The 13,359-nt window shown below is 58.3% G+C and carries 11 protein-coding genes; all 11 read left to right on the top strand.

Going from position 1 to position 13,359, the window contains the following annotated elements; all coding sequences use genetic code 11:
- Positions 1–43 precede the first annotated feature (43 nt).
- The 11 genes from pheT (at position 44) to tyrS (ending at position 13,281) form a co-directional block, all read left to right on the top strand.
- Entirely contained in the window at positions 44–2,548 is a 2,505-nt protein-coding gene (gene pheT / locus IEU99_RS06505) for a phenylalanine--tRNA ligase subunit beta (RefSeq protein ID WP_128889920.1), read from the top strand.
- A gap of 115 nt (positions 2,549–2,663) precedes the next feature.
- Positions 2,664–3,731: an N-acetyl-gamma-glutamyl-phosphate reductase gene (gene argC / locus IEU99_RS06500; protein ID WP_128889919.1), complete on the top strand. Its 1,068-nt coding sequence runs from the start codon at positions 2,664–2,666 to the stop codon at positions 3,729–3,731.
- A 59-nt stretch (positions 3,732–3,790) separates the two neighbouring features.
- Positions 3,791–4,969 (top strand): bifunctional glutamate N-acetyltransferase/amino-acid acetyltransferase ArgJ, encoded by a 1,179-nt coding sequence (argJ, locus tag IEU99_RS06495; protein WP_128889918.1) that lies wholly within the window; start codon positions 3,791–3,793, stop codon positions 4,967–4,969.
- A 90-nt stretch (positions 4,970–5,059) separates the two neighbouring features.
- Entirely contained in the window at positions 5,060–6,034 is a 975-nt protein-coding gene (argB, locus tag IEU99_RS06490; protein ID WP_128889917.1) for an acetylglutamate kinase, read from the top strand.
- Positions 6,031–7,215: an acetylornithine transaminase gene (locus tag IEU99_RS06485; protein ID WP_128889916.1), complete on the top strand. Its 1,185-nt coding sequence runs from the start codon at positions 6,031–6,033 to the stop codon at positions 7,213–7,215. The genes argB and IEU99_RS06485 overlap by 4 nt, the downstream gene beginning before the upstream one ends.
- Positions 7,216–7,224: 9 nt before the next feature.
- Positions 7,225–8,184 (top strand): ornithine carbamoyltransferase, encoded by a 960-nt coding sequence (gene argF, locus IEU99_RS06480; RefSeq protein WP_128889915.1) that lies wholly within the window; start codon positions 7,225–7,227, stop codon positions 8,182–8,184.
- A gap of 152 nt (positions 8,185–8,336) precedes the next feature.
- Entirely contained in the window at positions 8,337–8,852 is a 516-nt protein-coding gene (locus IEU99_RS06475; RefSeq protein ID WP_128889914.1) for an arginine repressor, read from the top strand.
- Between the two features lie 122 nt (positions 8,853–8,974).
- Complete coding sequence (locus IEU99_RS06470) at positions 8,975–10,174, top strand: argininosuccinate synthase (protein ID WP_128889913.1); 1,200 nt, start codon at positions 8,975–8,977, stop codon at positions 10,172–10,174.
- Positions 10,175–11,614 carry an argininosuccinate lyase gene (gene argH / locus IEU99_RS06465; protein WP_128889912.1) on the top strand — a complete coding sequence of 480 codons (1,440 nt, stop codon included), beginning with the start codon at positions 10,175–10,177 and terminating at the stop codon, positions 11,612–11,614.
- 169 nt (positions 11,615–11,783) lie between these two features.
- Positions 11,784–11,954, top strand: coding sequence for a Trm112 family protein (locus tag IEU99_RS06460; RefSeq protein WP_128889911.1), 171 nt, complete (start codon positions 11,784–11,786; stop codon positions 11,952–11,954).
- Positions 11,955–12,021: 67 nt separating this feature from the next.
- Positions 12,022–13,281 (top strand): tyrosine--tRNA ligase, encoded by a 1,260-nt coding sequence (tyrS, locus tag IEU99_RS06455; RefSeq protein ID WP_128889910.1) that lies wholly within the window; start codon positions 12,022–12,024, stop codon positions 13,279–13,281.
- Positions 13,282–13,359: the final 78 nt, after the last annotated feature.

Raw genomic sequence — 13,359 nt, 5'->3', positions numbered from 1 at the left:
TCGCTGTAGTACACAAAAAGATTATTAAAGGAAGAACCGCTCCATGCTGATCTCTCAACACTGGGTCACGAGGCTGCTCGCACACGCCAATCCAGGCTGGTCTGTCTCCTCGGAAGAACTCGACGCAGGCTATGTTCGCGTCGGATTCGAAACAGAAGGCTACGCCCCCATCCCTGAAACCACCGGCCCGCTGGTAGTAGGAAGGGTAGAAAGCATCGTGGAACTCGAGGGCTTTAAAAAGCCCATCCGCCACTGCCACGTCAATGTTGGCCAAGCCAATGGCAGCGGGGAACTGCAGTCCATCGTGTGCGGTGCCCGCAACTTCCAAGAAGGCGACCTTGTTGTCGTTTCCCTCCCAGGCGCTGTGCTGCCGGGCAACTTCGCCATTGCCGAGCGCAAGACCTATGGGCAGGTCTCTGCCGGCATGATCTGTTCGGCCGCTGAGCTTGGATTAAGCGATAAACAAAACGCTGGCATCATCGTGTTAGAAGAAGGCGAGCCCGGCCAAGATGCCCGCGAAATCCTCGACCTTTCCGACACGGTATTCGACGTGAATATCACGCCCGATCGCGGCTATGCCCTCTCTGCACGCGGCTTAACCCGCGAGCTGGCCAGCGCCTTTGAGCTCCAATTTGCTGATCCAGCCGAGGATCTTTCGGTGGCTGATATTGATACCTCCGCTGTACCTGCGCCAGCAGGCGAGGTGTTGGCAGTTGATCTGCAAGAAGACACCAAAGCCCGCCGCTTTGGCCTGCGCAAGGTCGAAGGCATTGATCCGAAGAAGGAGTCTCCGCTGTGGTTGCAGCGTGAACTCATGCTGTGTGGGCAGCGCCCTGTCAATGCCGCCACCGACGTCACCAACTATGTGATGTTCCTTCTCGGCCAACCGATGCACGCCTTCGATGCCTCCTTGGTCCAGGGCAACTTGGTGGTGCGCCGCGCGCAGAAGGGCGAGAAGCTGACCACCCTTGACCATGTGGAACGCGAACTGCATGAAGAAGATGTGGTGATTGTCGACGATTCCGGCATCCAGTCGCTTGCCGGTGTGATGGGTGGTAGCTCCTCCGAGATTCAAGACGACACCACCGATGTGATCTTCGAGGCAGCGAACTGGGATCCCATCACCACCGCGCGCACCTCGCGGAGGCATAAGCTGAGCTCTGAGGCATCGCGTCGCTTCGAACGCGGCGTTGATCCGGCGATCATTGAAATCGCCCTTGATGCAGCCTGTGCCTTGCTTACTCAGATTGCCGGTGGCAGCGTCAGCGCGGAGCGCACACTGGTTGGCAGCACGCAGGCTCCGGCAGAAATTAGCATGTCGGTGCACCGTCCCAGCCAGGTTGCCGGTGTGGACTATAGCCCCGAAACCGTTATTGCACGCCTGCAAGAAGTAGGTTGCGCGGTCGCACGCGAGGGCGATCAGCTCACGGTGGTGCCTCCCACGTGGCGTCCCGATCTTGGCGAGCAGGCCGATTTGGTTGAAGAGGTGCTGCGCCTGGAGGGCTTAGAGTCTGTGCCCTCGATCGTGCCGCCTGCGGCCGTTGGCCGTGGCCTTTCTCCTGCACAGCGTCGCCGTCGAGCCATCGGCCACGCCCTGGCGTATTCCGGCTACGCAGAGATCCTTCCCACGCCCTTTATTCGCAATGATGCCTTTGATGTGTGGGGCCTCGACAGTGATGATCCCCGCCGTGAGACGGTGAAGGTGCAAAATCCGCTGGATAGCGACTATGCCGTGCTCGCCACCACCTTGCTGCCCTCCATGCTTGAGGCTTTGAGCCGCAATGTTGCCCGTGGCCGCAATGATGTAGCGATGTTCGGCTTGCAGCAGGTGGCTTTCCGCCGAGGCGATGGCACCTCGCCCATGCTGGATGTCCGTTCGCGTCCGAGCGAAGCAGACGTAGCGCAGCTTCTGGATTCTCTGCCGTACCAGCCGCTGCATGTGGCCACCGTTGGTGCAGGTGAGCAGCAGTACAGCGGGCCGTGGGGCAAGGGCCGGGTGTATAGCTTTGCTGATGCGATCGAATCCGCTCGTATCGTCGCTCGCGCCGCCGGTGTGGAGTTGCAGGTTCGCAACGCGGAGAAGCTGCCTTGGCACCCGGGTCGTTGTGCCGCCTTGCTTGCCGGCGAGCAGGTTGTCGGCTACGCCGGTGAGCTTCACCCCCAGGTCTTGGAGCGTTTGAACCTGCCTGCGCGTACCTGTGCCATGGAGCTTGATGTCACGGCATTGCCCTTTGATGCCGTGTTGCCGGCTCCTGTGCTCTCAAGCTTCCCGGCCTTGCACCAGGACTTGGCCTTGGTGGTGGATGAATCCACGCCCGCCGAGGAGGTTCGCGCCTCTATCATCGCCGGTGCCGGTGATTTATTGGAGCAGGTGGAGCTTTTCGACGTCTACCGTTCCGAATCTCTTGGCGCTGAGAAGAAGTCGCTCGCGTTCTCCTTGTCTTTCCGCGCTGCTGATCGCACGCTTACCGATGAGGAATGCAATGAGGCTCGTTTGGCTGCCGCCGATCGTGCGCAGCGCGACCACGGTGCCCAGATGCGTGCCTAAAGGTTGATCGAAACCTTCGCTTCGCCCATGCCGTGATGGCATGGGCGTTTTGCATAATCTGCCACGAACGGCAAATAAATTGTTTATGACTGCATAAAGTGTATAGTTCTTGAGTATGAATGCTTCGAATTCCAGCGATCATCCACTGCGGGTAGCCGTAGTGGGCGCCACCGGCTACGCCGGGGGAGAAGTTTTAAGGCTCCTGCTGCAGCACCCAGCGTATCTCCAAGGCAAACTCAGCATTGGCGCGCTCATGGCGGGCAGCTCAGCAGGCACCAGCGTGGCAGAAGCCATGCCCCATTTGCCGCAGCTTGCTCACCGCGAGATCGAAGCAAGCGATATTGATAAATTGCGCGAACACGATGTGGTCTTTCTCGGCCTTCCGCACGGACACTCCGCCGTCATCGCGCAACAACTGCCAGAAGAAACGCTGGTGATCGACTGCGCTGCCGATTTCCGTCTGCGCAATGCTGAAGACTGGGAGGAATACTACGGCGGAACCTATGCAGGATCCTGGCCCTATGGCATCCCTGAGATGCCCGGTGGGCGCGAGGCAATTGCCAAGAGCAAGCGGGTAGCAATTCCAGGATGCTTCCCAACCGGCGCCACCTTGGCGCTCTGGCCAGCAGTTGCAAGTGGATTAATCCAATCCCAGATCAACGTCGTATCCATCACCGGGGTATCCGGTGGCGGAAAGAAAGCCTCGGTAGGGTTGCTCGGCTCTGAAACCATGGGCTCGCTGAAGGCATATAACACCGCTGGCAAACACCGCCATAACCCAGAAATCGTGCAGAATCTTTGCGCCGTAGGTGGCAAGGACATCGCCTTGAGTTTTACTCCCGTGCTTGCGCCTTTGCCCCGAGGCATCTTGAGCACCGCCACCGCATTGCTCGCCGATGGCGCTGATGAGGCCAGTGTGCGTGCAGCCTATGAGCAGGCCTATGCCGATGAGCCTTTCGTGCATCTGCTTCCCGCAGGCCAGCAGCCTCAAACCCAGTCGGTCGTGGGATCGAATGCCTGTCACGTGCAGGTAGAAGTAGATAACAAAGCAGGCACGGTGCTGCTGACGTCCGCCATCGATAATCTCTGCAAAGGCACTGCTGGTGCGGCAGTGCAGTGCATGAATATTAGCCTGGGTTATGAGGAAACTGCCGGCCTCGCTATTGCCGGCGTGGCACCATAAACACCAGGAGCATCTTTACACCGCAATCACCAAGATTGTTCTTCCCTCAAGGAGTATCCATGTCATCTGACACCGCTACCGGCGTGACCGCAGCCCAAGGATTCGCTGCAGTCGGTATTGCTGCTGGCATCAAGCCCTCGGGCAATACCGACCTCGCCATCGTTCGAAACCTCGGCCCTGAATACACCGCGGCAGGAGTGTTCACCCGAAATCGAGTAGTGGCTTCGCCTGTGAAGTGGTCAAAGAAGGCAGTGGCAGATGGCACGCTCGAAGCCGTGCTGTTCAACGCAGGCAATGCCAATGCCTGCAACGGCACCCAAGGCGATCAAGACTGCGCCCAAAGCGTTGAGCACCTCGCCGCAACGCTCGGTATCGCCGCCGATCGCATCGCCGCATGCTCCACGGGGCTCATCGGAGAATTGCTGCCCATGCAACGCCTGCTCAGTGGCATCGATCAGGCTGCCCCTGCACTCGCAGCATCCCCAGAAGCCGGCCATGATGCGGCAACGGCCATCATGACCACCGACACGGTACGCAAGGAAACGCTCGTCCAAGGCGATGGTTGGGTCCTTGGCGGCATGGGCAAGGGCGTTGGCATGATGGCGCCCTCGCTCGCCACCATGCTGGTGTGTTTGACCACTGATGCGTCGATAAGCCAAGAAGTAGCGCAACAAGCCTTGGCCAAGGCCGTGGCAGTGACCTTCAATACCCTTGACGTGGACGGTTCTACCTCCACCAACGACACCGTGTTGCTGCTGGCCAATGGGGCATCGGGTGTCACCCCGAGCGTTGAAGCATTCGAAGCGGCCGTCTTGAAGGCTTGCGCAGATCTGGCTAATCAGCTCCAAGCCGATGCCGAGGGCGTAACCAAGCGCGTGCGGATCACCGTCACGGGTACCGATAGCGATGCACAAGCCCTTGCAGCAGCGCGCACCATCGGTAGGGACAACCTATTCAAATGCGCCATGTTCGGCTCAGACCCGAACTGGGGGCGCGTGCTTGCCGCCGTGGGAATGGCCGATGCCGCGATGGATCCCGAAAATATCTCGGTCTGGTTTAACGATCAACCAGTATGCCTCGGCAGCACCGGCGCACCAGGAGCCCGAGATGTTGACCTCAGCGGGGCAGATATCGATGTGCGCGTTGACCTCGGTACAGGAGGAACAGGCGAGGCCTTCGTGCGTACCACCGACTTGAGCCACGCCTATGTAGAAATCAACTCCGCATACTCCTCCTAGCTCCGCGCCGAAGGACAAAAAGACTGAGCGCTGTAGCGACGAGCGCCGAACGATGGAGCGCTGTAGCAACGAGCGCCGAAAGAAGACACGATGAGCACAAGCGAACATTCCAACAGCGATGAGCCAACCTTGACCCCGCAACTGCGAGCCCATGTGCTTGCAGAGGCTCTGCCTTGGCTCCAACACTTCCGCGACAAAATCGTGGTGGTGAAATACGGTGGCAACGCCATGGTGGATGAGGACCTAAAAGCCGCATTTGCGGCCGATATGGTCTTCCTGCGCACCGTGGGAGCAAAACCCGTGGTCGTCCACGGTGGTGGCCCCCAAATTTCCGCCATGCTCAAACGCTTAGGGCTCGAAGGGGAATTCAAAGGTGGCTTCCGCGTCACCACCCCTGAGGTCATGGACGTGGTGCGCATGGTGCTCTTTGGGCAGGTTGGCCGCGACTTGGTGGGCTTGATTAACTCCCACGGGCCTTATGCGGTGGGCATGTCCGGCGAAGACGCCGGGCTGTTTAGAGCCGAAAAGCGACTGATCGATGTCGCCGGTGAAATGACGGATATTGGCCAAGTTGGCAATATCACCCATGTAGATGCCAGCGCGATCAACGACATTATCGAAGCCGGCCGCATCCCCGTAGTCTCCACTATCGCCCCTGGTGAAGACGGTGAAGTGTATAACATCAACGCCGATACTGCTGCCGGGGCTCTTGCAGCAGCACTGGGTGCTGAGCGTCTGATGATCCTGACCAACGTCGAAGGCCTTTACACCGACTGGCCCGATCGCAGCTCGCTTGCATCCATGATCCGCGTCGGCGACCTTGCCAAGATTCTTAGTGGCCTGGATTCCGGCATGATTCCGAAGATGGAAAGTTGTCTGCACGCTGTGGAAGCGGGCGTGGATGCGGCCCACGTGATTGATGGGCGCGTGGCGCACTCGGTGCTGCTGGAGCTGCTGACCTCCGGCGGTATCGGCACGATGGTTATTAGCGACTCTGATGACAATGTGCATAAACTTCCCGAGCCGCTCTACCGCGAAGCTGAGGAGCAAGGAGTACAGCCATGAGCGAAACATTGCAGCAACGCTGGTCTGCATCATTGATGAATACCTACGGCACTCCTGCCGTCGCCTTGGTTGAGGGCAGGGGAGCGAAGGTCGTTGATGCCGAGGGCAAAGAATATATCGATATGCTCGCCGGCATCGCGGTCAATTCCCTTGGCCATGCCCACCCGGCTGTGATCGAAGCCGTGCAGGCGCAGGTGTCCACGCTCGGCCACGTTTCAAACCTCTTTGCCTCCCAGCCAGTCATTGAGGTAGCCGAGCAACTGCGCCAGCGCTTTGCTCCGGATCGCGAGGACGTGAAGGCGTTCTTTTGCAATTCCGGAACCGAGGCAAATGAGGCCGCATTAAAAATTGCCAAACTCAGTTCCAAGAGGCGCGTATTGGCCGCTCAGCACGGATTTCATGGCAGGACTTTAGGCGCGCTTTCCATCACGGGGCAACCGGCAAAACAGCGCCCCTTCCGCCCGCTGCTTCCGGACGTGGAGTTCTACCCTTATGGCGACCTTGAGGTTTTGCGTTCCATGGTTGCCACCGACCCCGATGATGTTGCGGCCATTTTCCTTGAGCCTATCCAAGGCGAGACCGGGGTTATCCCGGCACCCGAGGGCTTCCTCGAAGGCGTAAGAGAGCTTTGCGACGCCCACGGCATTCTCATGATCGTCGATGAGGTGCAAACTGGCGCCGGACGCACCGGCGATTTCTTTGCTTTTGAGCATGCCCAGGTAGTCCCCGATGTGGTCACCATGGCCAAGGGCCTAGGTGCAGGCCTGCCAATCGGGGCAGTGCTGGCGCAAGGCAAGGCAGCAGAGCTCATGCAACCGGGCGCCCATGGCACCACCTTCGGTGGCAACCCTGTTGCATGTGCTGCAGCAACGGCGGTGCTCAAAGAGCTCGACGCCGATTTCCTTGAGCAGGTCAAAGCAAAAGGGGAGTACTTGAGCAAGGCCATCGAGCAGATCCCTGGTGTTTCCCTGGTGCGTGGCCGCGGGTTGATGCTCGGTGTAGTACTCGATGCACCCATCGCCAAACAGGTGGTTGCCGAGGGGTTAGCGCAGGGGCTGATTCTGAATAACCCAGCAGACAACGTCATCCGCCTCACCCCGCCACTGGTGATTACTCAAGAGGAATTAGAAGCAGCCGTCACCCGATTGGCCAAGGCGATCAGCGCAGCTCAAGGAGAATAAGGAAGAACCATGACGAACCCGAAGATTCGGCACTTCTTAGCCGATGATGACCTCAGCCCCCAGGAACAAGCAGAGGTCTTAACCCTTGCGGCAGAACTAAAAGCCGAGCCTTTTTCACGCAAAGTGCTCGAAGGCCCACAATCCGTTGCCGTGTTATTTGATAAAACCTCCACCCGCACGCGTTTTTCTTTTAGCGCAGGTATCGCGGAACTCGGCGGGCACCCGATCATCACTGAGACGGGCAAGTCTCAAATGGGCAAGGGCGAGACCTTCCAAGACACTGGAGCGGTGTTATCGCGCTTCGTCTCCGCTATCGTGTGGCGCACCTATGCCCAGAGCAACCTTGAGGCCATGGCTGAAACGGCCACGGTCCCGATCGTTAACGCGCTGAGCGATGACTTCCACCCCTGCCAGATTCTGGCCGACTTGCAAACTATTGCCGAGCACTGCACCCCAGACGGCAAAGCAGAGCAATTGCGTGGGCTGAAGGCCGTCTACCTTGGCGATGGCGACAACAATATGGCCAATTCCTACATGCTCGGCTTTGCCAACGCAGGCATCGACGTGACCATCATTGCGCCCAAACAATTCCAACCAAAGCCGGAATTTGTGCAAAGAGCTCGCCAACGCGCAGATCTTACTGGCGCAAGCGTTGCAGTCAGCGATGATGTAGAAGCAGCGCGCGACGCCGATGTGGTGATTACTGATACGTGGGTATCGATGGGCATGGAGGACGACGGCATGGATCGCCGCACACCATTTTTGCCCTACCAAGTCAATGCGGAGGTCATGGCTAAGGCAAAAGACTCGGCCATCTTCTTGCATTGCCTTCCTGCATACCGTGGCAGCGAGGTTTCCGCTGAGGTGATTGATGGGCCGCAGTCGAGGGTCTTCGATGAGGCAGAAAACCGCCTCCATGCCCAAAAAGCGCTGCTAGTGTGGCTGTTTGAGCACCAAGCAAATGGGTAGCACAACTCTTGTGTATTTCTGCAGAAATAGAATAAAATAAGGTGGATTGAAATATTGGATACATCCGATGCCAATATTCAAGCGCCCTATTTGTAGACATCCTGTGGAGTGTTCACCCAAATACACCTGCGAGTCGCAGAAAGTGATGATTGATGCCTCGAAGCCCGATAACGCGCACCGTTCGCCAAACGCTGATCGTTGACATCCTGCAGCAAAACCGCGTGCATAGCCAGATGGAGCTCTCTGAGCTGCTGGAAGCAAAGGGTGTCAAAATCACCCAAGGTACGCTCTCGCGCGACCTGGATGAACTTGGTGCAAGGAAATTTCGCCCAGAAGGCGGACGCGGATACTACGTCATTGGTGCCGAGGAAGTGTCACTGGCGGAAACGGCCGGTGTGCGCGAAAAGCTCAGGAAAATGCTCGATGAACTCCTGGTTTCCATCGATCACTCCGCCAATATGGCGGTGCTGCGCACACCACCAGGAGCCGCACCGTTCTTGGCTTCTTTCATCGACCGCGTAGGCATGGAGGAAGTCGTTGGCACGATTGCCGGCGACGACACAGTATTCGTCTTGGCCCGCGACCCGCTCAACGGCAAAGACCTCATCACGCACATGACGCAGCGCGAATTCGACGCGTTGCCTCAAGATATTTACCACGAGCGCTAAACTGCCACTGCTAGTAGCAGGCGAACCAACCCCACAGGATTGGCTGCGGTGTTCATACGCACTGAGCGCTGCATTAGCCATGTTCAACACTTAAAACATATTTTCAAGGAGCAAGCATTCTTATGAGCAACCGCGTAGTTCTCGCATATTCCGGTGGTCTGGATACCTCCGTTGCCATTCCCTACCTGGCCAAGATGACCGGCGGCGAAGTTGTGGCCGTATCGCTCGACCTCGGCCAGGGCGGCGAGGATATGGAGTCCGTGCGCCAGCGTGCCCTTGACTGCGGTGCAGTCGAATCCATCGTGATCGACGCCAAGGATGAGTTCGCAGAAGAGTACTGCCTGCCCACCATCAAGGCCAACGGTATGTACATGAAGCAGTACCCGCTGGTATCTGCTATTTCCCGTCCTCTGATTGTCAAGCACCTCGTGCAGGCCGCTCAAGAGCACGGCGGCACCCACATCTCCCACGGTTGCACCGGTAAGGGCAATGACCAGGTCCGCTTCGAGGTTGGTTTCCGCAACCTGGATCCAAACCTGGAGATCATTGCTCCTGCGCGTGACTACGCCTGGACTCGCGATAAGGCCATCGCCTTCGCAGAAGAAATCAACCTGCCCATCGAGCAGTCCAAGAAGTCGCCGTTCTCCATCGACCAGAACGTGTGGGGCCGTGCGGTAGAAACCGGCTTCCTTGAGGATCTCTGGAACCCACCCACAAAGGATCTCTACGCTTATACCGAGGATCCGGGCTTGGGTAACGCCCCCGATGAACTCGTCATCACCTTCAAATCCGGTGTGCCGGTAGCCATCGACGGCCGCAAGGTCAGCGTGCTCGAGGCCATCGAGGAGCTCAACCGTCGCGCAGGTGCACAGGGCGTTGGCCGCTTGGACATGGTGGAAGACCGACTCGTGGGCATCAAGTCCCGCGAAGTGTACGAAGCCCCCGGTGCCATGACCTTGATCGCCGCTCACGAGGCACTCGAAGATGTCACCGTGGAACGAGAGCTTGCTCGCTATAAGCGCCTGATCGACGCACGCTGGTCTGAGGAGGTCTACGACGGCCTCTGGTACGCACCGCTGAAGCGTTCGCTGGATGCCTTCATCGAATCCACCCAGGAACACGTTTCGGGCGATATCCGCCTGGTGCTGCACGCCGGCAAGATCACGGTGAATGGCCGTAAGTCCGATTCCTCCCTGTACGACTTCAACCTCGCCACCTACGACACCGGCGATACCTTCGACCAGACCCTGGCTAAGGGCTTCGTGGAACTCCACGGCCTTTCCTCCAAGATCGCCAATAAGCGCGACCGCGAGGCACAGTAAATGTCACACGGAACCAACGAGGGTGCCCTGTGGGGTGGCCGCTTCTCGGGCGGGCCAAGCGAGGCCATGTTCGCCTTGAGCGTGTCCACGCACTTCGACTGGGTGCTCGCACCCTACGATGTGCTGGCCTCCCAGGCCCACGCCAAAGTACTGCACAAAGCAGGCCTGCTTTCCGATGAAGACCTCAAGACCATGCTTGAAGGTCTGCAGCAACTCGGTCGTGACGTAGCCGATGGCAGCTTCGGGCCTTTGCCTAGTGATGAAGACGTTCACGGCGCGATGGAACGTGGACTGATTGATCGCGTTGGCCCTGAGGTCGGTGGCCGTCTGCGCGCTGGTCGCTCCCGCAACGACCAGGTGGCCACCCTGTTTCGCATGTGGCTGCGCGACGCCATCCGTGACGTTGCCCAAGACACGCTCGACCTCGTCGATGCGATTATCACCCAGGCTGCGGATCATCCCGAGGCCATCATGCCGGGTAAAACGCACTCCCAGGCGGCGCAGCCCGTGCTGCTCGCGCATCAGCTCCTCGCGCATGCACAGCCATTGCTTCGAGATGTCAATCGTCTCCAAGACCTCGACAAGCGCCTGGCCGTTTCCCCCTATGGATCCGGCGCCTTGGCAGGTTCTTCCCTCAAGCTAGACCCCGAGGCTATTGCAGAGGAATTGGGCTTTGATGAGGCAGCCGATAACTCCATCGACGCGACGAGCTCGCGCGATTTCGCCTCGGAAGCAGCATTCGTCTTGGCTCAAATCGCTGTAGACATGTCCCGCCTGGCAGAAGAAATCGTCTACTGGTGCACCCCGGAGTACGGCTACGTCATCCTTGACGATGCCTGGTCAACCGGCAGCTCTATCATGCCCCAAAAGAAAAACCCTGACGTGGCTGAACTGACCCGCGGCAAGACTGGGCGTTTGATTGGCAACCTCGCTGGTTTGATGGCCACGCTCAAGGCACAGCCTTTGGCCTATAACCGCGACTTGCAAGAAGACAAGGAGCCGATCGTCGATTCGGTCGCGCAATTGCGCTTGCTGCAGCCAGCAATGACCGGCCTGGTGTCCACGCTTCGCTTCAATGAGGAGCGTATGGCAGAGCTCGCCCCGGCAGGCTTCACCCTCGCCACCGATCTTGCCGAGTGGTTGGTGCGTGAAGGCGTGCCCTTCCGAGTAGCGCATGAGGCCTCCGGTGCCTGCGTGCGTATCGCAGAGGAACAAGGCAAAGGCCTTGACCAGCTCAGCGATGAGGAACTGGCTTCTGTGCACCCAGCGCTTCACGCAGGTGTGCGCGAAGTGCTCAGCGTCGAAGGTGCCGTTGCCTCTCGTGCCACCCGTGGTGGCACCGCAGGTGTGCGTGTTGCAGAGCAACGCGAACGCGCCCGCCAGCGCTCCGAGGATCTGCGAGCTTGGGCCAGCGCCAAGGTGATCGACAGCGCAGACTAACGCCCGTGGTGCTAGCGCTTCATCGCAGCGTCTAGCACCAACAACTCGCCAGATATGCTTTGGCACCACAGGCCTCCGAGATTCAATCCCCACTATTGTGGGGTGGATCGGGAGGCCTTGGCTTCTGCATTCACCATCTTCTTAAACCCGAAAGCTAAGCTGTGTACCCATGAGTATTGATCCTGAGTTACTAGAAATCCTGGTGTGTCCAAAGGATCACGGCCCGCTTGAATATCGCGAGCAGGAATCAGTGCTGCTCAATCCCCGCTTGGGCATTGCCTATCCCATTGAAGATGGCATCCCGGTCATGCTGATTGATCAAGCACAACCCTGGTCTTAAAGCCTCACAGTTTTCTCCTAGCTGCCGTGAGCATCCGACATTTTCTCAAGTTTTAAAAGGACAACCCTTGAATATCATCGATGAACTGCTGTGGCGTGGCCTGATCAATGACTCCACCGATGTGGATGCGTTGCGCGAGCACACCAAGCAACCAATCGCTCTTTATTGCGGTTTCGATCCCACTGGATCTTCCCTCCACGCAGGTCACCTCGTGCCGCTGATTATGCTGAAGCGCTTCCAGATGGCGGGACATAAGCCCTTCGCTCTGGCAGGTGGCGCCACCGGCATGATCGGTGATCCTCGTGATGTGGGGGAGCGCTCGATGCTGAGCCAGGAGCAGGTCGAGCAGAACATGGAAAGCATCAAAACGCAGATTTCGCGGTTCGTCGATTTCCAAGACGGCAAAGCCGAGATGGTGAATAACGCCGACTGGACCGGCGAGATGAATGTGATCGAGTTCCTGCGCGATGTGGGCAAGAACTTCTCACTGAACACCATGCTGGATAGGGATACGGTGAAGCGTCGCTTGGAAAGCGACGGCATTTCCTACACCGAGTTTTCCTATATGTTGCTCCAGGCCAATGACTTCGTGCACTTGCGCCGCACCAAGGATGTGACACTGCAGATCGGCGGTGGCGATCAATGGGGCAATATCGTTTCTGGTGTGGATCTCAATAGGCGCGTCGATGGCGCAAAGGTTCACGGCCTTACTGTGCCTTTGGTTACCGATGCCGATGGCCAGAAGTTTGGCAAGTCCACCGGTGGCGGCAAGTTGTGGCTCGACCCCGAGCTGACCAGCCCATACTCCTGGTACCAGTACTTCATCAACGCCGGGGATTCGGTGGTGATCGATTACCTTCGCTGGTTTACCTTCCTCAACCAAGAAGAGATTGCGGAATACGAACAGGCTGTTCAGGAGCGTCCGCACATGCGTGAAGCGCAGCGCCGACTCGCTCAGGAAATGACCAACCTGGTTCACGGTGAAGATGCCACCAAGGCTGTTGAACTTGCAGCTCAGGCACTGTTTGGCCGCGCATCCTTGGAAGAGTTAGACCAGCGCACGCTTGCGTCTTCGCTCCAAGAGACCACGATTGCGTCCTACCCGGCAGATGCAACGCCTTCGATTGTGGATTTGCTTGTCGACGCCAACCTCGCCGCTTCCAAGGGCGCTGCACGTCGAACCATCAAGGAGGGTGGTGCCTACGTGAACAACCAGCGCATCGAATCCGAAGACTGGGTTGCATCTCAAGAGGATCTCTTGCACGGCTCCTGGCTCGTGCTGCGTAAAGGTAAGAAGAACTTCGCTGGAGCAAGAATCGGCGAGTAGTTCTCGCTCCTTTTCCATCACGCCCCCGGCTTTTGTGTGTTTGAGCTGGGGGTTTGTGTGTTGGTTGGGGTGTGTGTA

Origin of the sequence: Corynebacterium pelargi, from assembly GCF_014635485.1 — a bacterium.
Lineage (GTDB): Bacteria > Actinomycetota > Actinomycetes > Mycobacteriales > Mycobacteriaceae > Corynebacterium > Corynebacterium pelargi.
Note: the sequence above shows the minus strand (reverse complement) of the source record. Positions and strands in the feature narration are given on the sequence as shown.

Coding starts and splice junctions, on each gene's coding strand:
- IEU99_RS06475 (WP_128889914.1), top strand. CDS start 8,337: ATGCCTCGAAGCCCGATAACGCGCACCGTTCGCCAAACGCTGATCGTT.
- IEU99_RS06485 (WP_128889916.1), top strand. CDS start 6,031: ATGAGCGAAACATTGCAGCAACGCTGGTCTGCATCATTGATGAATACC.
- IEU99_RS06470 (WP_128889913.1), top strand. CDS start 8,975: ATGAGCAACCGCGTAGTTCTCGCATATTCCGGTGGTCTGGATACCTCC.
- IEU99_RS06460 (WP_128889911.1), top strand. CDS start 11,784: ATGAGTATTGATCCTGAGTTACTAGAAATCCTGGTGTGTCCAAAGGAT.
- argC (WP_128889919.1), top strand. CDS start 2,664: ATGAATGCTTCGAATTCCAGCGATCATCCACTGCGGGTAGCCGTAGTG.
- argF (WP_128889915.1), top strand. CDS start 7,225: ATGACGAACCCGAAGATTCGGCACTTCTTAGCCGATGATGACCTCAGC.
- argB (WP_128889917.1), top strand. CDS start 5,060: ATGAGCACAAGCGAACATTCCAACAGCGATGAGCCAACCTTGACCCCG.
- argJ (WP_128889918.1), top strand. CDS start 3,791: ATGTCATCTGACACCGCTACCGGCGTGACCGCAGCCCAAGGATTCGCT.
- argH (WP_128889912.1), top strand. CDS start 10,175: ATGTCACACGGAACCAACGAGGGTGCCCTGTGGGGTGGCCGCTTCTCG.
- pheT (WP_128889920.1), top strand. CDS start 44: ATGCTGATCTCTCAACACTGGGTCACGAGGCTGCTCGCACACGCCAAT.